Annotated in this window: 17 protein-coding genes; 9 read left to right on the forward strand and 8 right to left on the reverse strand. The window is 34.0% G+C overall.

From position 1 onward, the window contains the following. Positions 1-121: 121 nt before the first annotated feature. Positions 122-2,599 carry a TonB-dependent siderophore receptor gene (locus GM3709_RS10515; protein ID WP_231937550.1) on the reverse strand — a complete coding sequence of 826 codons (2,478 nt, stop codon included), beginning with the start codon at positions 2,597-2,599 and terminating at the stop codon, positions 122-124. A gap of 289 nt (positions 2,600-2,888) precedes the next feature. On the opposite strand from GM3709_RS10515, the gene GM3709_RS10520 reads away from it, so the two are divergent. Then, the gene (locus GM3709_RS10520; protein ID WP_066118992.1) at positions 2,889-3,359 is read left to right on the forward strand and encodes a hypothetical protein; all 471 of its coding nucleotides are present in this window, start codon (positions 2,889-2,891) and stop codon (positions 3,357-3,359) included. A gap of 141 nt (positions 3,360-3,500) precedes the next feature. Here GM3709_RS10520 and GM3709_RS10525 read toward each other — a convergent pair whose 3' ends face one another. Continuing rightward, entirely contained in the window at positions 3,501-4,118 is a 618-nt protein-coding gene (locus tag GM3709_RS10525; RefSeq protein ID WP_066118994.1) for a DUF3011 domain-containing protein, read from the reverse strand. Between the two features lie 62 nt (positions 4,119-4,180). Continuing rightward, on the reverse strand, positions 4,181-5,128 hold the full coding sequence (locus GM3709_RS10530) for a TAXI family TRAP transporter solute-binding subunit (RefSeq protein ID WP_066118996.1): 948 nt from the start codon (positions 5,126-5,128) through the stop codon (positions 4,181-4,183). A 118-nt stretch (positions 5,129-5,246) separates the two neighbouring features. Between GM3709_RS10530 and GM3709_RS10535 the strand changes: the two genes are divergently transcribed. The 8 genes from GM3709_RS10535 to GM3709_RS10575 all read left to right on the forward strand — a co-directional run bounded on the left by GM3709_RS10535 (position 5,247) and on the right by GM3709_RS10575 (position 14,248). Beyond that, positions 5,247-5,888, forward strand: a complete 642-nt coding sequence (locus GM3709_RS10535) for a hypothetical protein (protein WP_066118998.1) — start codon at positions 5,247-5,249, stop codon at positions 5,886-5,888. A 131-nt stretch (positions 5,889-6,019) separates the two neighbouring features. After that, complete coding sequence (locus tag GM3709_RS21415) at positions 6,020-6,598, forward strand: hypothetical protein (protein ID WP_082712979.1); 579 nt, start codon at positions 6,020-6,022, stop codon at positions 6,596-6,598. Between the two features lie 339 nt (positions 6,599-6,937). Continuing rightward, a complete protein-coding gene (locus tag GM3709_RS10550) occupies positions 6,938-8,287 on the forward strand; it encodes a cobyrinate a,c-diamide synthase (protein WP_066119000.1) in 1,350 nt (449 codons plus the stop codon). 274 nt (positions 8,288-8,561) lie between these two features. Beyond that, the gene (locus tag GM3709_RS10555; RefSeq protein WP_066119002.1) at positions 8,562-9,593 is read left to right on the forward strand and encodes a hypothetical protein; all 1,032 of its coding nucleotides are present in this window, start codon (positions 8,562-8,564) and stop codon (positions 9,591-9,593) included. A gap of 70 nt (positions 9,594-9,663) precedes the next feature. Then, positions 9,664-10,719: an anthranilate phosphoribosyltransferase family protein gene (locus GM3709_RS10560; RefSeq protein ID WP_066119004.1), complete on the forward strand. Its 1,056-nt coding sequence runs from the start codon at positions 9,664-9,666 to the stop codon at positions 10,717-10,719. A 499-nt stretch (positions 10,720-11,218) separates the two neighbouring features. Next, positions 11,219-12,250, forward strand: coding sequence for a rod shape-determining protein (locus GM3709_RS10565; protein ID WP_066119006.1), 1,032 nt, complete (start codon positions 11,219-11,221; stop codon positions 12,248-12,250). Positions 12,251-12,382: 132 nt separating this feature from the next. Further along, on the forward strand, positions 12,383-13,363 hold the full coding sequence (locus GM3709_RS10570; RefSeq protein WP_066119007.1) for a DnaJ C-terminal domain-containing protein: 981 nt from the start codon (positions 12,383-12,385) through the stop codon (positions 13,361-13,363). A 69-nt stretch (positions 13,364-13,432) separates the two neighbouring features. After that, on the forward strand, positions 13,433-14,248 hold the full coding sequence (locus tag GM3709_RS10575; RefSeq protein WP_066119009.1) for a uroporphyrinogen-III synthase: 816 nt from the start codon (positions 13,433-13,435) through the stop codon (positions 14,246-14,248). Positions 14,249-14,715: 467 nt separating this feature from the next. On the opposite strand, the gene GM3709_RS10580 is transcribed toward GM3709_RS10575, so the two are convergent. The 5 genes from GM3709_RS10580 to GM3709_RS10600 all read right to left on the reverse strand — a co-directional run bounded on the left by GM3709_RS10580 (position 14,716) and on the right by GM3709_RS10600 (position 22,345). Beyond that, positions 14,716-14,937 carry a type II toxin-antitoxin system HicA family toxin gene (locus tag GM3709_RS10580; protein WP_066119012.1) on the reverse strand — a complete coding sequence of 74 codons (222 nt, stop codon included), beginning with the start codon at positions 14,935-14,937 and terminating at the stop codon, positions 14,716-14,718. Then, complete coding sequence (locus tag GM3709_RS10585; RefSeq protein WP_066119014.1) at positions 14,934-15,140, reverse strand: type II toxin-antitoxin system HicB family antitoxin; 207 nt, start codon at positions 15,138-15,140, stop codon at positions 14,934-14,936. The genes GM3709_RS10580 and GM3709_RS10585 overlap by 4 nt, the downstream gene beginning before the upstream one ends. 134 nt (positions 15,141-15,274) lie before the next feature. Beyond that, the gene (locus GM3709_RS10590) at positions 15,275-15,937 is read right to left on the reverse strand and encodes a DUF2290 domain-containing protein (protein WP_066119016.1); all 663 of its coding nucleotides are present in this window, start codon (positions 15,935-15,937) and stop codon (positions 15,275-15,277) included. Positions 15,938-15,940: 3 nt separating this feature from the next. Beyond that, a complete protein-coding gene (locus tag GM3709_RS10595; protein WP_066119018.1) occupies positions 15,941-18,061 on the reverse strand; it encodes a DEAD/DEAH box helicase in 2,121 nt (706 codons plus the stop codon). A 261-nt stretch (positions 18,062-18,322) separates the two neighbouring features. Next, a complete protein-coding gene (locus GM3709_RS10600; protein WP_066119020.1) occupies positions 18,323-22,345 on the reverse strand; it encodes a magnesium chelatase subunit H in 4,023 nt (1,340 codons plus the stop codon). Between the last annotated feature and the right edge of the window lie 301 nt (positions 22,346-22,646).

Raw genomic sequence — 22,646 nt, forward strand, 5'->3', positions numbered from 1 at the left:
CCGAAAAAATTATTAACCTTAAATACATTCATATACTATTTTCAAAAAACTCTTTGTACTTTTCTTTGCGTCTTTGCTGTCTCCCCTATTAGGGGGGATAAAGAGGGGTTGCGAGAGACAATTAAAACTTAATCGACACCGAACCAATCACTGTTAAAGGTTGCCCAAAAGCGTTACCATAGTTACGAGAATTAAAGGTGCTACTAATATAGTTAGTGTCAAAAAGGTTATTGATGTTAAGAGCAATACGCCAATCTTCTTGATTGTAAAAAACAGCCATATTTGTCACGAAATAATCCCCTACTTTATAACTGTTAGCTAAATCCCCGTAGCGATCGCCCACATAGTTAAAACCTAAACCAAACCCTAAACCCTTCACATCACCTTCTTGGAATTCATAAGTAGTCCACAATCCAGCACTGTTATAAGGAGCATTGAATAAGCGATTACCCACGGGAATAGTATTATCTTTAGTAACTCTGGCATCGGTATAGGCATAATTAGCGATAATTTTCCAACCGGGTAAAATTTCCCCAGCTATATCAAACTCAAAGCCTTGAGAGCGTTGTTCTCCTGAAAGTACTGAAAAAAGAGGATTTATCGGATCTCCTGTAATAACATTTTGCTTGGTAATATCAAAATAGGCAATAGTAGTAAACATTTTTCCTTGTAAAAATTCTGCTTTGACACCTACCTCAAAGCCTTCTGCTGTTTCAGGCTCAAAGGCATTACCCTGAGAATCTGAACCAAAATTTGGTTTAAAAGATTGGGAATAGTTACCGTAAATTGACACCATTTCTACGGGCTTATAAATAAATCCTACCCTCGGACTCCATTTGCTATCATTGCGATCGGCATTAGCCGCATAATCTTGATTAATCCGAAAATCTACCACATCGTAGCGAATGCTACCTACTAAAATAAATTTATCACTAAAATTAACTTGATCTTGCAAAAATACTCCATAGCGATCGTACTGTGTGTCAAAGGGTGCAAGGGGTTGTACTGAACTTAAATCAGGGCGAGGAATTGCTCCATAAACAGGATCAAAAATATTAAATAAAACGGGTGTATTAAAGGCAAGTCTTGTATATTGTTCATCAAAACGATTGAAGTTTAAATCTAATCCCCCTAAAAGAGTATGTTTTACTGAACCTGTATTAAATTTACCCACTACGTTGGTTTGAATTGAGTAATCATCAGAACGATAGGATCGATCAGCAAAAAATAAAGTTATATCTCCCGTTTTCTCATCTACTCCAAAAGGCAATAAGGGAAATACATTATAATCTTGATTAACGTAGCGAAAACCGTGATTGAAAGTCCAATCATCGTTAAATTGATGTTTGAAATCATAACCAACTGTAATCGATGTATTCTTCAGACTATCATCAAGTTCACCGACTACTCGATTCAATGGCACATCAAAAACCCCCTTTCCTCTGGCGGGAATACCTAAATCAAAAGGATTTTCTTCATCCGTATATTCTAAAAGCACTGTAAAACTGGTTTTGTCACTAATATCCCAAGTTAATACGGGGCCGACGAAAAGTCGTTGAGTATCCACAGTAAAATCTCTGAAACCAGCATCATTCAAATAGGCAAGGTTTAAACGATAACGCAAAGATTTATCTTCTGTCAAAGGACCTGAAATATCGATCGTTGGACGAAATAGTGTATAACTTCCTATCTGCACACCTACCTCATAAAACGGCTCAAATAAAGGTCTTTTGGTGACTAAATTAATAATACCCCCCGGATCATTTTGTCCATAAAGTACGGAAGAAGGTCCTTTTAATACTTCTACCCGTTCTACGTTAGCGGTTTCCTGAGTGCCAAGATTATCATTCACCCGAAAACCATCACGCAAAATTGCACCGCCAGTAAAGTTATCACTGGTAAAACCCCTAATGGTAAGACTTGTACTCGCACCGAAAGGACTTAAACGCCCGATGACGTTACTGACATTGCGTAATGCTTCATCTACCCGAATCACTTGTTGATCTCTTAATACTTCTTGGGGTACAACTTGAATGGATTGAGGTGTATCTAAAATAGCAGTATCTGTACGAGTTGCGGTACTTGCATTAGGTACAAAATAATTATTTTCCTGCGGTGCTTCTCCCGTGGCAATAATTTCGATCGATTGTCCCGTTTCTCCCGTAGATGTGCCTAGTTTTGCCGTTAAAATCGTCTCTAAGGAGTTTGTTTGAATGTCCACAAGGGGGGGAGCATTTGTGCCTGTAATAGTCACCCTAACTCGATTATCAGGCAAATTAACCACATTAACTAAAGCGATTCCCTCCACGGGATTACTAACTAAAAATTCTTTTCCTGTTGAGAGTTTTAGTAAAGCGTTAGGAATATTGGCAATAAGGGCATTTTCTATGATGGAAATTTCAGGGGCAGATAATTCTTCATTGGTTTGCAATAAAAGGTTAATGCCTTCTTCTGTCGGTGTTACTTCAATATTAGTAATCTCAATAATGTTAGTTTGAGCAATTTCTGCTAGAGGCTTATTAATAATTTTTCGCTCAATAATGTTTGATTCTTGTGCCAAAATCGATGGACAGAATAAACTGACTGTTATTATAGTCATTGAAAGATTTTTCCCGATTTTTCTCATTTTGTTTTCACTCATCACTTACTTTAATTAATGCAAATCTTTTTTATTAAGTTAGTTAGTAAATGATAAGATATTAGAGAAAAAGTTATCTTTGTGAAACGGACTTTTTTCTTTGTGAAACGGACTTTTTTGATTCTTCTTTATTTTAATAAGTTTAAATATTTACATAAACTTGATTAGAATTTAGATAAAGAAAGTTAATTGCCAGTCAAAGAGGTTTTCGATCGACTCAATTAACAATAGTTTTAAAAGGATAAAATTTATGTTACATCATCTGTCAATTGGAGTCAAAAATCCTTCTCATGTTGCTCAAGTACTAGCAAAGATTGTACAAGGACAAGCATTTCCTTTTCCTGTTTTTCCTAATTCATATATTGTGATAGTGGGAGATGAATATGGTACTGCTATTGAAATTCAACCACTAGGCTTAGAACTGATTCCGGGTGAAACAGAGGTTATTTCCCAAACAAATTCTTCTCCTTCTGGTTTTAGTTCAACTCATGCCGCTATGACAGTACCTAGTAGTCAAGTCGAAATTGAAGCGATCGCCGAAAATGAAGGTTGGCTACATCGATATTGCGATCGTGGCCCTTTTGATTTAATAGAAGTGTGGGTAGAAAATCATTTCATGTTTGAATTTATCCCACCAGAAATGAGTTCTCGTTACACTGATTTTATGTCCATCGAAAAATACTTAAGTTTTTTAAATGCAGGACAACCTCAGCCTCATTAAACAAAATAAAAGACAAGCAGACGGGGAAGAATGTATTGTTGGTGAATAAACACGGTGGTATAAACACAACACAAATATTTCGCAATTTTTCCACCTGTCCATCTGTCTTGTCTTCATTATTTTCTTTATGTCCAACAGAGGTTAACGTATGATTTCAAATTGTCCTCGACAACCTTGATCAACCCATATACCATTTCGATCGTAGTCCCATGTTTCTCCTTGCCAACATCCAGAGTTACTAAGTTGTCGTCGCAGAACTACTCGATCACCTCTCCGAATATTTGTATTACAACGGATAAAATTACCTCGATCGGAACCACAAGTTATAGTATCGTTAAAAGAGGAATTATTATTATTGCTATTGTTATTGCTATTATTAGAACCAGATGCGATCGCAGCCGCAATAGCACCCACAGCTAAAACCCCACCGATAATAGCCGCCGTATCACTTCCACCACTATTTGAATTATAGTTATTATTATTCCCCCCTCTGTCTCTTACGGAAAATTCAGCACCACAACCTTGATCAACCCAAATACCATTGCGATCGTAACCCCAAGTACTTCCTTTACGACATTCTGCATTACTAATTTGACGAATGAATTTAACTCCACCTCTAGTATCTACATCACAAAATTGATAACGTCCTCTCTGAGACTGACAAGTAATATTTTGTCGTTGGGCAGAAACAGGATTAGCCTGAGTAAAAAAACCAAAGCTAATGGTACTAATTAAAGCTAATTTATGTAAATTATTCATGGTTAATATTCTCCATTAAAGTTTTTAGATTTTTATTTAAAGTGAAAAATAGAAGATTTGAATTAAGGCTTAACACATTTAGACATTCTGCCTAATTCTTCATTCTGTAATATTTTAAAATCAACTTCTTTCCAGATGGGATTACCATTTTTCTGCAACCATGCTAAATTATTTTTAATTAAAGAGGCAACAGGGGTAATGTTTGAACAATCATCATTTTCAACGGTAAACAAGAAAGATTGAACAGCTAAGGTTTCGATGGGTTCAGTTTGCCAACTGTAGGTATTTGCTGGTAAAACCGTTTTACTGTATAGCCTTGTGTAAAATTCATCTTGAGAAGCAGTAGGTAAAATCAAGGGTAAAATATGAAAATTATCTTCCGGTGAAATTTGTTCTTGCAATACTTTAGCTGGTACGCCTACCACATAAAATAAGGCATCAATTTTACCATTACGAAGTTCATGAATTCCCCTTTTTATATCGTAGGTTACTAACTCTTTAGGACTAATTTCCCATTGATAGAGTAAAGTGGAAGCCGTCATACTTGTACCACTACCTTCATCCCCAATAGATACTCTTTTTCCTGCCAAATCTTGGATAGATTTAATATCTTTACGAGTAATAAGATGGATTTCTTCTTTATAAAGAGGTAATACAGTTCTTAAACTCTCAGCTTTGACTCTAATTTCCTCATCATAGTTACCAAAAATATTTAAAAATGCCAATACATCACTTTGAATAATTCCTAAAGGTACACTTTCATACATAAAAACATCATGAATATTTTGTAATGCTCCTCTTGTGGCTATCACGTCAATATCTAAATTGTTTTCTTTACCTAATTTTTCTATATCTTTGGCGATCGAATAATATTCTCCCACTTCATTCCCCGCTACTAACTTAATTTCTTCTGATGATGTTTGTGCAAGAGTAGGAATTTGAAGGAAAATAAAGGGCATTGTTACTAATGTTAGTAATCCTCCCATTAGATAAGATAACGGTTGTTTCATAATTGGGCTTGAAAAGATTAATTTTTTAAGTTTATTTTTGACAATTTCAGTTTAGTCTATGATTAATATCTATAGTCAATTATTTTGATTTAACTTAATTTTTATCAATTTTTTAAACATGAAAATTAAAAACTCTTTACAATTTACGATCGAAAAAGTTACACCTTCAGTAATAGCAATTCTTTCCACTTTTTCTTTTTCCACCATTGCTCAAGCGGACACAATCAATTCTCGGTGTGACATTTATCCCCGTGGAGAAGATAAGGTTTCTAAAGTAGTTAATTGCACCTTCTCTCAGCGTCAAGGTTTTATTACGATTCGACGGGAAGACGGTATTACTTATGAATTAAAACCTAACGATCCTAATCAATATCTTGATCAAAACGGGGCTTCTGTTTTAAGAGAAAATGATGGCCCAGCTACTATCTTTCGTTTTAATAATGAATCCGTTTTCGTTTATCAGGGCGAAAAAGCACCATCTTCTTCTCATTCAAATTCATCACATTCAACAGGTCAAACTCCAGAAAATCTTTATAGTACAACGCCTCCTCATTTAAAAGATTTAGTGGGTGCAAGGGCTGGACAAGCGGAAAATGAATTAATCTCAAGGGGTTATACTTATCGCAATACAGTTACCTTTGAAGGTGGCAAAAGTGCTTATTATACTGAAAATAAAACAGGATATTGTGTTGAAGTAGGTACTGTAGAAGGGCGTTACAGTTCTATTGTCTATAATTCTAGCGATCGATGTGCTAAGTAGTTCCAGATAATATACAGACAAGGATAAAAATTGAACTTTATCTTATGTTCCATTTAAGTTTTTAATCTTCATAGATCAAATCTGAGCTATATTTTATATAATCAATTTCATGTCATAAAAAAATAAATACTATGAAAAAATTACTAGGTACGGTTTTAGTTATTAGTGGTGTTATGGCTGGTGCCGCTAATGCTGAGATTCCACAATTAAATTACAAATGTGGAGGAAAAATTAATGTTCATGCTGATAAAGGAGGACCAGTTTATATTGATGGTCAAGAAGCTAGAATGAAAGTATTCAACAAAAATGCCTACGAGGCAAATCGTTCTGGAATTACTGTTTCTATTACCATAAATCCTAATGGTTCAACGGATGTCTCCTATACTGGTGCTGATGGAGTAAATGGTATTTGTCAGAATATAGCTCAAGGATCTTCTCATTCAAATTCATCACATTCAACAGGTAAAACACCAGCAAATCTTTATAGTACAACACCTCCTCATTTAAAAGATTTAGTGGGTGCAAAAGCTGGACAAGCGGAAAATGAATTAATCTCAAGGGGTTATACTTATCACAACGCTGTTACCTTTGAAGGTGGCAAAAGTGCTTATTATACTGAAAATAAAACAGGATATTGTGTTGAAGTAGGTACTGTAGAGGGGCGTTACAGTTCTATTGTCTATAATTCTAGCGATCGATGTACTAAGTAGTATTAGACAGGACAAAAATAGAGCATTGATGATTTGAGGGATGAATTTTAGTTGTTTAACTATTTACCAATTTTTGAATAAATCAAAAAATCAAGAATTTGAACAAATCAAAAAATAAGATAAATTTAGTTCATATCTTGATTCACCAATGCTAACTTTAAATCTAAATATTGAGATATGAAATTTAAGTTATATTGATACCGATAAAGCAAATAAGTCTTTATCAAAATTTTTCGATACTGAAAAGGAGATCCTATGAATCAATACAACAAGGATCGAGTTATTATTTGGTAATAAAGCCTAAAGTCAGATTTTTAAGATCTGAAGATTAAACAATTTATGGCATTAATTATTGCCGGTGAAAGAAGCGGAGTAGGAAAAACTACCATTACTTTAGCCTTACTATCATGGTTAAAAAATCAGGGAAAATCTGTACAGTCTTTTAAAGTAGGTCCTGATTATATTGACCCTATGTTTCATACTGCTGTCACTGGTTTACCCTGTCGTAATCTTGATCCCATTTTAACTTCTGAAGACTATGTTCGATCAAGTTTTTCTCATCATAGTGCAAATGCTGAGATTAGTATTATTGAAGGAGTTATGGGATTATATGATGGTGTTCCCAATAGTAATTATTTTGCCTATGGTAGTACTGCTCATATCGCAAAGTTATTAAAAATTCCTGTTATTTTAATCATTGATTGCAGTAAATTAAGTACTTCGATCGGGGCAATTGTATATGGATATGTTAATCTCGATCGAGAGGTTAAAATTGTGGGAATTGTTTTAAATAAAGTAGGTACGGAAAAACATTTATCCTTGTTAAAAGAAGGATTAAAAATATGTTCAATTCCCATAATGGGAATCTGGTTTCGAGAAAAAAATATCGAGTTACCTTCCCGTCATTTAGGCTTAATTCCTACCGCCGAAATTACTTTCTACCAAGACATTATTCAGCAATTAACCTCCATTGCTCAAAATAATTTTAATTGGAATTTACTAACTCCTTATCTCGAAGAAAAAAAATCTCATCTTGATTATAATTTATTTTATTTTACCCTTAAGAAAACTGGTAAATTTAGAATGGCGATCGCTTATGACAAAGCCTTTAATTTTTATTACCAAGATAACCTCGATATTTTAGAAAAATTAGGAATAGAATTATTATTTTTTAGTCCAATTAGTGATCAAAAAATTCCTGACAATATTCAAGGAATATACCTAGGGGGGGGATTTCCTGAAATTTTTGCCTCCGAATTAGCTAATAACAACAAGATGAAAGAGTCTTTAAAACAAGCTATCAATGAAGGAATTTTTACCTATGCAGAATGCGGAGGCATGATGTATTTATCGGAAAAAATCATCGACTTTAACGGTAAATCATGGGAAATGATAGGGGTTTTACCGAATACAGCTATTATGAGTAAAAAATTAACATTAGGTTATCGAGAAGCAAAAATTTTAATTGATAATAAACTTATAAAAAATAACGAAATTTTAAGAGGTCATGAATTTCATCGAGCAAAAAATCTAAGTATTTCTAACAGTTCAATATTAGAAATTAAAGATTATTATACTCAACAAATATTATCCTATCAAGGATGGCAAATAAAAAATATTTATGCTTCTTATTTACATATTCATTTTGCTAATTATATTTCCTTTATTCAAAAACTTTTAAAACAATAATTTAACTACCATTAATATAGATTTATAATATTTATGAGATAAATTATACTTAGTACTCAACAACCAATAGTTAGCAATAAAAAATGATAACTTTATCTTTCATTATTGCGTGAATTGCTGAAATCATCAAATTTTTAAAATATAATTTATCCCAGATTGTTTATTATTATTTCCATTTACAAAAATTGATATATTGGGATCTTGAAAACAATAAATCAATATAATAGAATCAAGGATAAATAAAGATAAATATAAAAGATAAGAGGTTTAATATATGTTCAAAAAAATAGTTTCTTTCTTAAATCAAGACGTAACGAATATAAAAAAAGAAGCATTAGGCACAGAAACCATATCTCAAATAAGTGTTAATCTTCATAATCAAGCCTTATCAGAAATTAAGATATTATCTAGTATTGCTAAAACTTTAGATAACTCATCTTTTCAAAATCCAGACTTTTTATTTTACATTAAAATTAAATCTTTTTTTGCTACTAATAGAGAACAATATCAAGGATTACAACAGAGTGCAGAGTTATTAGATCTTGCAGTTCAAGCTCAAGCTAATTTTTTAAAGATCGAACAAACAGAATTGCGTTATCGTAGCATGAAACAACAGGAATATTATAATTTTGTGATGAATTTTTTAGGAGAAAAATTTGCTGAAGATGATAATGTAGATAATCCAGAAGGAGCAAATGTGATAGCGAAAAAGAAAGAGAAAAATCACTATTCTCCTGAAGAATTTAAGCAACAAATTCGAGTAAAATTAGAGGAAATAAAATCCACAATTAAAACAGATCAAGGTAAAGCAGCATTAGAAGATTATACTCGATCGTTGGAGGCACTGGCCGCAAAAAAAGATATAGGATTAAAACTACTTTACCTATTCAAAAAGTTTAACTTAACAGACTTTTCTATTTTAAAAACTATTTCTGATATGGTAATTTATCTACAAGATAAAAATATGCAAAATATGAAAGCCATGCAGGATTTAGTAATGAAGAATCAAGATGTTTTTTTAAAAGTAGGAAAGATTATAGGTATTCCCAAAACAAAAGAAACTCCTGAAAGTTATGGTAGAATTTTACAATATTTAGCTCTTAGTAAAAAGCATGAAAATTCTATTAAACAATTTACAAAATTAATGGATGTTCTGAAACAATGGCAAAATTTTTATAAAACCATTAGTGATATTCGTGAACAATATCCAGCTACTCAATATCAACAACCTGATGAATTTAAACAAGAGATTCCGGGATTATCTATTTATCAAAATTATGGAGAATATTTACCCATATTCAAATAATTTTTGGCAAAAATCATGATTTTTAGATAATAATTTATTTAGTGTTAGTTTTGCCAAAGGTTGATTAAAAATGAGTAGTGAATTTCGAGAATTATTAAAAAAAATTGGTAGTGGAGCTCACACCCACAAAAATTTAACTCGTCAACAAGCGGCTTTTGCCTTAGAAATGATGTTAACTGGAGTGGCTACTCCTGCACAAATAGGAGCATTTTTAATCGCCCATCGCATCAAACGCCCCACTGGAGAGGAATTGGCGGGAATGTTGGACACTTACACAAAATTGGGGGTAGTGTTACCAAATAATCTTAAAAATCCTCTGACTATTCTTGGCATTCCCTATGATGGTAGAACAAGACACGCTCCCATTTCTCCTATTACTGCTCTTATTTTATCAGCGATCGAAGTTCCTGTGTTGATGCACGGAGGAAGAAAAATGCCAACGAAATATGGGCTAACTTTAGCGGAAATTTGGAAAAGTTTAGGAATAGATTTGATAAATTTATCTTTAAGTCAAGTAAGAGAATTACTAACAGAGACGAACTTTGGTTTTCTTTATTTACCCCAACATTTTCCTTTAGCGGATGAATTTGTGCAATATCGAGAGGAAATTGGCAAACGTCCTCCTATTGCTACTTTAGAATTGATATGGCAACCCTACGAGGGAAATAGTCATCTCATGGCAGGTTATGTACACCCTCCTACAGAAAAAATGATTAGAGAGGCTTTAAGTTTAAGGGGAGTGAAAAAATTTACTTTGATTAAAGGTTTGGAAGGTAGCGGAGATTTGAAGTTAGAGCAAACTAATATTATTGTAATTGACAGTCAAGATAGTGAGGAAGGTTTTCAATATCTTAAGGTCAATCCTTTCCATTATGACTTAAAAGGGAATGATCCTTCATTGTCAGATCACCAAGAATATTTTAACCAATTAGAACGCACGATCGCAGGGGAAAATACTGCTTTGACTTTGAGTGGAATTTTAAATGGTGGTTTTTATCTGTGGCGTTGTAATATTACAAGCTCGATCGAGGAGGGTTTTACTATGGCAGAAAAATTAATTACCGAAGGAAAACTACAAATACAACTAGAAAAAATAAAACAAAAATTGGTGAAGAGGAGATGTTAGGTATTAGGTTAAAGAATGAAAAATCAATCCTTTTAGACTATCAAAGGTGTAGAACAATACGTTAGTTGTCCAAAAAAATAAGGTAAAAAATGCTGAGTTTTTGACTAAAAATGGTTAAAATTGTGTACTTTTTTGTTAATTTATTGTGGCTAAACTATTGATTTTAATAGCTTTATGAGTTATTCAGCAAACCCTAATTAAACATAATTATTTCTCACGACTCATATAGGATTGCTATAGATAATATAGATAAATTAACTGAAAGAAAAAAAAGAAGTAGTTAGATGTCAATAAACTCATTCTTTAAAACCTAATACCTAATATCTAATACCTTCAATTAATTCTATTCCGAATCAAAAAGTGAAAAAGAAAGAGAATCGAGATTTAATTTGACTTTAACTAGACTTTAAGTCATAACCAATTAACAAAAAAGGAGAGAATTAGATTAAGATAATTTGATTATAAAAATTCACTATATATAGAAACTGAGGATTTACAAATGGGTTTATTCGATCGCTTTTCCGAATCTCAAGATATGGGTATCGATTTAGGTACAGCGAACACTTTAATATATATTCCGGGTAAAGATATTGTCTTAGATGAGCCTTCCGTCATTGCCATTGATGATAATAAAAATGAAGCGATCGCAGTAGGAAAAGAAGCCCAAAAAATGTTAGGACGCACCCCCCAAAATGTCAGAACCATCAGACCATTAAAAGACGGTGTTATTACAGACGTAAAAGAAACGGAAATGATGCTAAGGGAGTTTATCAAAAAAGCCAGAGGGAATAATAATTTAACTCGTTCTCGTATTATTGTAGGCGTTCCCAGTGGTATTACTTCCGTCGAAAGAAAAGCCGTAGAAGAAGCCATGGAAACATCTGGTGCGATCGATAATATAGAATTTATTGATGAACCCATAGCGGCGGCCATCGGCGCCGGATTACCCGTTGATGAGCCAGTCGGTAGCATGATTGTTGATATTGGGGGAGGAACAACGGAAGTAGCTGTTTTAAGTCTTCAAGGTATTGTCTTAAGTGATTCCGTAAGAATAGCAGGAGACGAAGTTACTGACGCTATTAAACGTTATCTCAAACGCACTTATAACTTGATTATCGGTGAAAGAACCGCAGAACAAATCAAAATGCAAATCGGATCTGCATATCCCACCGATGATGATCAGGAAACGATGGAAATTAGGGGATTAAATATAGTGTCAGGATTACCCAAAACCGTTACCATAACCATCGAAGAAATCAGAGAATGTATCGCTGATACCGTTGAATCAATTATTGATGCTATCAAAAAAATTCTTGAACAAACTCCCCCTGAATTGGCTGGAGATATTATCGATCGAGGTATCATGTTAGCAGGAGGTGGTGCATTACTAAGGGGTTTAGACAGTCTTATCGCCAATGAAACCGGAATTATCACCCATATTGCGCCTAATCCTCTAAAGTGTGTGGTTTATGGTACAGGGAAAGTATTAGAAGATTATGAGCGATTAGCAAGAACAAGTCGGAAAAGATAGTTAGGAGTTAGGAATTGGAGTTTTAGAGTTCAGATTAGGTGTTAGATGTTCTGGAAAAAACATAACTTATTCAAATTAGAACTATTATAATTCTAAAGTATCTGTTGAATTTTAGAAAGAAAGAGAAAAAATATGGGGGCTGCAGATTATAAAGATTACTATTCAGTGTTGGGAGTTAACAAAAGTGCTACTTCTGATGAGATAAAAAAAGCATTTCGGAAACTAGCCGTAAAATATCATCCTGACAGAAATCCTGATAATAAAGCCGCCGAAGAAAAATTTAAAGAAATTAGTGAAGCCTACGAAGTTTTAGGAGACACCGAAAAACGTAAAAAATATGATCAATTTGGTCGTTATTGGCAACAAGCAGGACAGGGTGTAAAATCTCCTTGGGGTAGTCAGGGTGCGAAAACTACTAACGTCAATAACTTTAATTTTGGAGATTATGGTAGTTTTGATGAATTTATTAATGACTTATTAGCTCGTCCTTTTGGCACAAATGCTCGTAGTAGTCGCCCGAATAGTTCTGGATTTAATCAAGGTTTTAATACTCAGTCTCAATCTAGTAATGGTAAAGGAAATGATGTGGAGCAAAGTATCAGTCTTACCTATAGTCAAGCCTATAACGGTGTTGAAACAAAACTCAATTTATCTTCAGAAAGTGTCAATGTCAAAATTCCTGCCGGGGCAAAAAATGGTACAAAAATTAGGTTAAAAGGAAAAGGGCAAATTAATCCCCTGACAAAACAACGGGGAGATCTTTATCTTAAAGTAGAACTTAAACCTCATGATTTTTTTCAATTTGAGGATGACAAGTTAGTTTGTGAAGTCCCTATTACTCCTTATGAAGCGGTTTTAGGTGGTGAAATTAATGTGCCTACTCCTCAAGGAGAGGTTAAGGTGAAAATTCCTGCTGGTATTCGTCAAGGACAATCTTTGAGGCTTAAAGGTAAAGGGTGGAGTAGTGCGAAAGGAGATTATGGAGATTTATTTGTTAAAGTTTCGATCGCTACTCCTCAAAATATTAGTAATCAAGAAAAAGAATACTATGAAAAAATTAGACAGATCAATAAAGACAATCCCCGTGCTGATTTAGGTAAAGTTCAACTATAAAATAATTCGTCATTGATCAAATCAAAACATCAAATAAACTAAACTTTCACTAAGCCTAAGTACTTAATAATGATTAACTATAAAGAATCTTATCCTCTTGCAGGAGAAACTATTTTAGTAACTCGTGCAGTTTCAGCTAATAATGAATTTAGACAACTCCTAGAAACAAAAGGGGCAACAGTATTAGAATTTCCAGCCTTAGTAATTAAACCTCCTTCCACTTGGCAATTCTTAGATAATGCGATCGAGTCTTTATCACAATATAATTGGCTAATTTTAACCTCGGCCAACGGAGTTGAATATTTTTTTCAAAGATTACATCATTTAGGCAAAAATAAAAACAATTTAAAAAACTTAAAAATTGCAGTGGTAGGTAAAAAAACTGCTCAATATTTAGAAAAATACGGAGTTTGCGCGGATTTTATTCCTCCAGATTTTATTGCCGATTCTTTAGTTGCCCATTTTCCTGAATCGTTGCCTCAACAAGAAATTTTATTTCCCAGAGTTGAAAGTGGTGGTAGAGAAACTTTAGTTCAAGAATTAACTCAAAAAGGTGCAAAAGTCACCGAAATTCCGGCTTATCAATCAGGATGTCCTGATTCTATAGATGAAACCTCATGGGATGCTTTAAGAAATGAAGTTATTAGCATGATCACTTTTGCTAGTTCTAAAACCGTTCAAAACTTTTATTCTTTGGTTAATCAAGCAATTGCTGAGTATCCCAATCTAACACTTGATTCTTTATTAAAAGATATTTCGATCGTATCCATTGGACCACAAACTTCTTTAACCTGTCAAAAACTATTAAAACGAGTAGATATAGAAGCGCAAGAATATACTCTTGAAGGTTTAACCAAAGCAATAATAACAAAAATTAATAATTAAGGCCATTTCCAAGAAAGAATTTACCCATCTTCTTTATAATTTCCTCTTTGTGTTTTGGGGGCTAGGGGGATTTAGCAGGTATATTTATTATTAGAAATCACCTAAATTATTTCCCTAGACACAACATTAACGGTACTTAAACTAAAAATATCAAGCTATGAGTCTCAAATCTTTATTAATCAAAGACTTTACATCAATCAATAACTTTTCCTTGTATAGCAAGAGTTTTAGCTATTTTAATGCTGTTGACCTAAATCCCTTACTCTGACTATATTTAAAGCTATTTTCCAAAAAAAATTTTTGAAAGTACCGTTATGAGACAATTAATGATTACTCAATGCTTTCGATGCGATCGAACTCTTCTTGATAGAATTATTGTAATCTTAGAATCTTATGTTTTTTGTGGGAGATTTCTCATAAAATATACTTCGATCGACTCTCCTCGATATAATAGTTAGAGTTAAAATTTATAATAAATTAATGAATTCATCTATAGTTAAACCCGCATTTTTTATAATTGTTCTTAATGTGCCGTTGGCAATATTTTTATGATTAGGTACAACTATTTGTGAAAAAGGGCTATCTTTTCTTAAAATAATGTGACTTCCTTCTTGACGTTTTTGATAATAACCAATTTTTGCTAATGCTTTAATACACACTTTTCCCGAAATATTGGGAATTTTTGTCATACCGCTACTAATAAGGCATCAAAATTTTCAGCAGGAATGGGGATATTATCCTCTTCTAAGGCTTTGATATAACCTTTAATAGCTTCTTTTATGTTGATTAAGGCTATTTCTTTGGTTTTCCCTTGAGAAACACAACCTTTTAAACTAGGACATTCTGCAATCCAATAACCATCTTCATCTCGATATAATAAAACTTGTCTCATGTTATTTTATTTACATTAGTTAATATCGTTTTGATTTTATCAAATATTTAAGTTCGATCGATCCCTTCTTGGTACAATTTGTGTAATCGATCGATATTCTCATCTGAGGTTTCCAATTAAAATTCGATTTTATGTTAAAGTTTTATTGAAATATGAATTAATTGTTCTTCTGTTTTAGTAATAGTTGATGGAAATAAATTCGTTTCAAAATTCAATGTTTGTTGATATTTTATAAATGCTGTATTGTAAAAATTTTGTAAGATAAATTTCATAAAAACATTAGGAGTAAGAGGGGAAGAAACTGGAATACGACAGTTTTTAAATTGACCTAAAGTTAAATGACATTTCGGATGATATATTTCACTAAAATTTTTGGGATCATAATCAAATCTAATTGGTGTAGGTAAAATATCCTTAGCAATTATATCTGCATAAATCTCGTCATCTTCATAAATCTCTGGTTCATTATGAAAAGACTCTAAAAAAGGTGAGGGGAAAAATGCTAATCTATGAGAAATTAATTGATTATTTTGAAAAGTATACAAAATTTGTATTAAAGCACCATCTAACAATTTAAAATTAAAGTTTCTATGTTTGTTTAGTTCTTCATATATATACTGATAAGAAATATTCTTTAGAGCAATGGATAAATCAAGCATATTAGAATAACCGATAATGATTTGATTATTGCTAGCTTTTTGTTGAGACGGATAATTTTGATCATCACATAGTCCTACTTCAATTAATTTAGAAGTTATATTCTGAACTTCTTTAAAAATATTGTTACAAGTAATCATTTGTTAAAAAACATTTTTAAATTTTTCGATTAATTCTGGTGATAAATCATCCTTATTTATTTCACCTTTTTCTACCGATTCAAGAATACTTTTTAAATCTCTTTCTACTTTGATTACAGTTTTTTGCTTGGGAGAAGAAATATCCCTATTTACTAATTTTAATTGTTCTCGTTGTGATGCAGTTGGGTATTTAAAATTTAACGTAAAATTATTTTCTTTTATCCTGTCAAATTCTTCCTCTAAATATTTCATATCTGAACCATATCCAATTACTCTTAACCATGCTTTACTTCTTGTCATTGCAGTAAAAAGTATATTTCTTTTTTTGACGAGTTGATTTCCAGCAAAACATTCTTGAGCATTAATTAAATAAATCATAGCGGCTTCATTTCCTTTAGCCCTGAAAATACTTGTAAAAATTATTGCGTCATCCTGAAAAAAAGTATCTCTTGAACTTGTAACACCAGCAATATTAGAGTTGATTCGTTGCTGAAAAAGTAAATCTCTTGCTTTTCCTACCTTATTTCTTAACGTGGTTGCTTCTGGATGAATGACCATAATATCACTACATTTAAGTTCATCTTCTTCTAAATTAGTTTTTATTTGGCTTACAAGCCATTCAATTTGCTCTTGATTATTATTAAATGTTTTAAACTGAATTAAATCTTCAATGAGAGAATGAGACTCTAAAAAAGTAGGGCTAGTTTTTTCTTTTCTTGCCAAATGTGCATTTTGTCCTTCTTGCAAACCTTCATTTGATATATTTTCATAACCTATCTCAAACCATAATTCTTTCTGATCAAACATCGAAATCAAACCTTTTTCTCTATAAATTCCAAAACCTAAAGCATGAGCCGAAGTTAATATGGGTCGAGAATTACGATAACAGGTATCTAAAATAATATCTTGTTGGGGCTTCCCTTTAACATTTTCCAGCCTAACTTGCGGATTACCATGAATATCAGTACCAAATAAAAATTCGGGTGATTTCATAGACATCTCATTTAAGTTTTGTAGTTCATCATAAGCATACACAAGACGTTTAGGTTTTTTGAGAATACCATAACAAAGTTTAATAAAATATTCTGAAAGGTCTTGAGCTTCATCTATTAAAATTACGTCATAGTATTCTTGAAAATCATTAACTTGGTTTAATGCTTTTTGACACACTACTTCAAACTCATTTTCATGACTGTAGGTAATTGATTTTGCCGAATTAAAATCTAAATATTCGACATTGTGTTTTTGACAAAATTGATAATATATTCCATTTTCTTTGGGACTTCCCCATGAATGAATAACTTTAACTTTTTCCCAATTTGGTTCTCTGTTAGTTTTTTCAAAAGTAAAACGATTTATTAAATCTTTAAATTGATCTTTTAATGAGCGAGTATAAAAGGTAACTGCTATATCTAAATCAGGATTTGTTGCATGAAGATAAGCAACTTTTAACGCTAAGACAATGGTTTTTCCTGAACCTGCCAAGCCTCTAATTCTTTGTACACCTTCTACTGTTTCAATTACTGCACGACTTTGATCTCGATCTAAATTTGCGATCGAATCTTCTAAATGTTTTAACTTTGTACCCCTTGAATTTTCTTTTTTGACATAATTTCGAGAACGACTTTTGCGAATAGTTGTTATATCTTCTATTACTGAATTTAAAACATTAAAATAATTATTTTTAGTCCATTTTTTTGTTTCGTCGTCTATAAAAGTTTGTAAATCATTCTCATTGATAAGAATAGGATAATCTTCTGAAATATTGTCTGGCTTTTTTTGCCATGCAGGAGCATAGGTAACAACAGAAATTGCGACCACTAAATTTCTTCTTTCATTTAAGTCTTTATGTAACTTCAGTTTTGACTCCATTTTTGTATAACAGTCATCCTGAATTGCTTCAATGTCAATATTATGATTCACTCCCTCAACTATATGAAAAATAATAATTCCATGTTGTTTAGATACCAACAACGCATCAATAGGAAATCCTCCTTGAGAAGTTCCAATAATCGGATAAGCAATATATAACCTTCCCTCAATATCACTTATATTCTCGAAATAGTTAGCCAACTTTTCGGAAGAATTGGGCTTATTTGATTTCCCTCGAATAATATCAACCATAGTTGTCAAAAAAGAGTTTATCAGTAAATAATGTGATATGGCTTTGTTGCACGAATTACTTGAATTTATCTTTTAAAACTTTTAATAATCTTTTTTTCAAAATAATCGCTTATAGATAGCTTTAATAAACTATTATAACAAACAAGCATGAATAGAACTCTCTCAAAATTTATGATTCGCTTTATTTAGAGTTGTTGCAAAATAAGTGATAAAGGTGAGCATTTAGCCCACCTAATAATGATTTGATGAAAGAGTTAATTATTACTCAATGCCTTCGATACGATCTTCTGCTTCTTGATACAGTTGTTGTAATCGATCGATATTCTCCTCTGAGGTTTCCCAGTAACCACGCCCGTTAACTTCTAAGAGGGTGCTTACCATTCGGCGGAAAGAGTTGGGGTTTAAATCCATTAACCGTTTACACATTTCTTCATCTCGGATAAAGGTGGTGTTGGTGTCTTCATAAACCCAGTTATCCACTGCGTCGGCGGTGGCACTCCAGCCCATAGTATTAACAAGACGTTTGGACAATTCCCTTACTCCTTCGTAACCGTGAGATAACATCCCTTCGTACCATTTGGGATTTAATAACTTGGTACGCGCATCTAAACGCACGGTTTCTGATAAGGTACGCACTTGAGCGTTAGCGGTGGTAGTGTCTGCGATATATGCGGCAGGTTTTTTACCGTCATCTCTCAAACTTGCCACAACTTTGGTAGGATCAGAGTCGAAATAGTGGGAGACATCCGTTAAGCTAATTTCAGAAGAATCAAGGTTTTGGAAGGTTGCATCCGCAGTTTTTAAGGATTTCTCAAAAATGCCTCGACTTTCATCCATTACCCCCGGATTATCGGAGTTAAAGGCAAAAGATTTACGATTTAAGTACATATCTCGCAATTCTTGCTCTTCTTCCCAACTGCTGTTTTCTACCGCTAGGTTAACGTTAGAGGAATATGATCCCGATGCGTTGGAAAATACACGGGTTGCTGCTTGACGTAGATTAATGCCCATTTCTTCAGCTTGTGCTAAAGCGTGTTTACGAACAAAATTCATCTCTAAAGGTTCATCGGCTTCGGCAGCTTTTTTCACCGCTTGATCAAGTAAATTCATTTGATTGATGAATAGATCGCGAAACACACCTGAACAGTTAACAACTACATCAATACGAGGTCTGTCTAATTCTTCTAAGGGGATTAATTCAAGTTTGTTGACGCGCCCTAAAGCATCAGGCACGGGTTTAACTCCAATCATCCACATAATTTGAGCTAAGGATTCGCCATAGGTTTTGATGTTATCTGTTCCCCATAATACACAAGCGATCGTCTCTGGATATTTTCCGCCGTTGTCGATCTTTTGACGCTCTAAGAGTCTGTCCACAACGATTTTAGCCGATTGTACTGCCGCCAAAGTGGGGATTTTTTGAGGATCGAGGGCATGAATATTTTTACCCGTAGGCAATACATTAGGGTTACGAATGGGATCGCCTCCAGGGCCTGGTAGTACATATTCACCTTCAAGGGCTTTTAACAACGCACCTAATTCATTATCAGCACAAACTTGCTCTAAGCAAAATTCGAGGTATTCAAAAAGGGGTTTAAGAGCTTTTTCGTCAACTTTGGTGTAACCTAATTCATGTAATTTAGCTACCCAAGGCTCTTTTTTGCCCATATTAAAGAAGTTGAGCTTAGAAACGAAAGAAACTCGTCCTTCGGCGTTGATTTGCTCCTCTACTAAGGCTCTTACTGCCGCTCTGGTGGCTTCGGTGATGTTTTGTAATAACTCCACATCCGCTAAAACACCTTTATCAGCATTGCGGTAAATATCTTCAATTTTACGATCAATACTATTAGCGATAATGGTAGTTAAGGCTAAAATACCCTCATCTTCTCTGTCTAAACTAGCGATATTGACAAGGGTTGCGATCGCCTCTTCAGCAGTAGGAGGTTTACCAACAACGTGCAATCCACAAGGAAGTAAACGAGATTCAATTTCCATCAATTTACGATAGACTGAGCCAACAATATGATCTCTTTCATCCTGAGTCATGGTGCTAGAGTCGATCATCTGTGCTTCCTGCCCTTGGGGAGTAGCAATTTCAGGTATGTCTTTATCTAGGTTACAAATTCGAGCTTTATCAACGATGGTGTTAACAATTTGGATCGCCCGTCCACTATCTTTTAAACTTTGATAAGAACCGATTAACTCGCTTAATTCCTCTAAACCTTTATATAATCCTGCGTTTTCGGCGGGGGGAGTAAGGTAAGAAATTGTAGCGGCATAACTACGACGTTTCGCAATGGTTGCCTCACTAGGGTTGTTAGCGGCGTAGTAATAGATGTTGGGAATATTACCGATTAAACTATCAGGGTAACAGTCACCAGACATTCCCATTTGTTTACCTGGCATAAATTCTAATGATCCGTGTGTTCCAAAATGCAACACAGCATCGACACCCCAAACTTTTTCAAGGTAGGTATAGTATGCAGCAAAACCGTGATGAGGAGAAGCCGATCGAGAGAATAGTAGTCTCATGGGATCGCCTTCGTAACCGAAAGTAGGTTGTACACCAATGAAGACGTTACCGAATTCTTTACCGTAGATTAACAGGTTTTGTCCATCACTGTTGAGATGCCCCGGAGGTGCGCCCCAGTTTTCTTCTAATTTTTTGGAGTAGGGGGTTAAACGCTCGTATTCTTCCACACTCATGCGATAGGCTACGTTTAATTCAGGGCTAGAATATTGGGCTTGGGCATCGTGAATCACCATCTCCATCAATTCTTTAGCGGTTTCAGGCACGTCTTGCACGTCATAGCCGTTGTTTTTCATGGCTTTTAGTACTTCATGGATTGAGCCGAAAACGTCTAAATAAGCTGCTGTACCAACGTTACCTTTATCGGGTGGGAAGCTAAAGACGGTAATTGCTAATTTTTTGTCAATTTTGGGTTTTTTCCGTAAATTTGTCCATTTTAAAGCCCGTCCTGCGATCGCCTCAACTCTGTCTTGTAAGGTGATAGAGCGTCCAGTATTACCATCACGCCCTGATAAAATTATAGGCTCGATCGCACCGTCTAACTCAGGGATAGCGATTTGTAGGGCAACTTGAATAGGATGCAAACCGAGATCACTTTCTTCCCATTCTTCGGTAGTTTGAAAGACGAGAGGTAAAGCCACCATATAAGGGCGATTCAAACGTTTTAAGGATTCTACTGCTTTTGGGTGATCTTGTCGTGCAGGACCTCCTACAAGAGCAAATCCTGTTAAAGAGACGACAGCATCCACGATGGGTAAAGGCTCAACACCTTGCACTGCTTTATCTAAGAAATATTCGTCAACGGGTTTAGAGAAATCCAAGCCACCAGCAAAAACCGGTATAACTCTTGCCCCACGATATTCAAATTCCTGTAACATTGCCACATAATGGGCATCATCACCAGTGACAAGATGAGTTCTTTGTAAGACTAAGCCTACAGTAGGTGCAAGAGGATCTTTTAAATCATCATTGATGTCATCACGAGTATTGTACCAGTTAAGATATTCCTTGACATCTTCAAACATTTTCGGTGCTAAAGGATGCCAAATCCCCATATCAGGATAGACGACAGGCTCGTTATAATCCCTATTACCGAGTAAGGATTTTTCTCCCGTGAAGACGTATTTATCAGCTAACATCAAGAAGAAGTTTTCGAGGTTATCGGATGAACCACCCAACCAATACTGAAAACTTAACATGAAGTTGCGCGCGTCTTGGGCTTTTTCTACGGGGAGATATTTTAAGACGGTGGGAAGGGTGCGTAATAACTTGAGCATCGCATCTTCAAAACCAGCACCTGACTTCTGTTTACGTTTTTTCATAAACTCGCCGATGACGCTTTTGCTTTGCCCTAATTGCGCCATGCTGAAAGTACCCATTTTATTGAGTCGCATGACTTCAGGCATGGAGGGGAAAACCACGGCAGCATCGAGATTGTCACGATGAGGAGTAACGGCATCGACAACTTTTTGGGCTAAGTCTTCGATAAAGATAAGAGAAGCAATGAAAATATTTGCTTGGGATACGTCTTTTTTAAATTCTTCGTAGTTTTCTGGACTTCGTAACTCTTCTATTAAATAACCACTTACCTCGATCGCAAGGTTTGGATTATGATTATTAATGGATTTGATTGCTCCAGAAATGGCACTTTGATATTGTGATTCTAACACCACATAAACCACTTTCATTAAAGCACGTCCTTGTAGATCTTCTGGTGCTATATGTCGGATGGCGGATTTTACGTTTGTAAACATTAAGTTGTAAACTCCTAGTTTTTGAAATTAAAGAAATATATTAAGTATTATGACAGAGCAAAAAAATTGGCTCTTTATAGTTTTTATCATGAAAATAGGCTCTTTTACCTACTAACCCTTTAATCTTTACGGTAATCCGTAGTTTTTCGTTACATCCCTTTACATTTTAAAAAGTGGGGATTTCGTGTCATTTATCATTTGTTACTTATCATTTTTTAATCAGGACTAATTACTAATCTTTCATTTTCAGTACTTACAATAGTTTAAAATTCTTTTTTATTTAAGTATTTTATAGTTGGTA

Origin of the sequence: Geminocystis sp. NIES-3709 (assembly GCF_001548115.1) — a bacterium.
Taxonomy (GTDB): Bacteria; Cyanobacteriota; Cyanobacteriia; order Cyanobacteriales; family Cyanobacteriaceae; genus Geminocystis.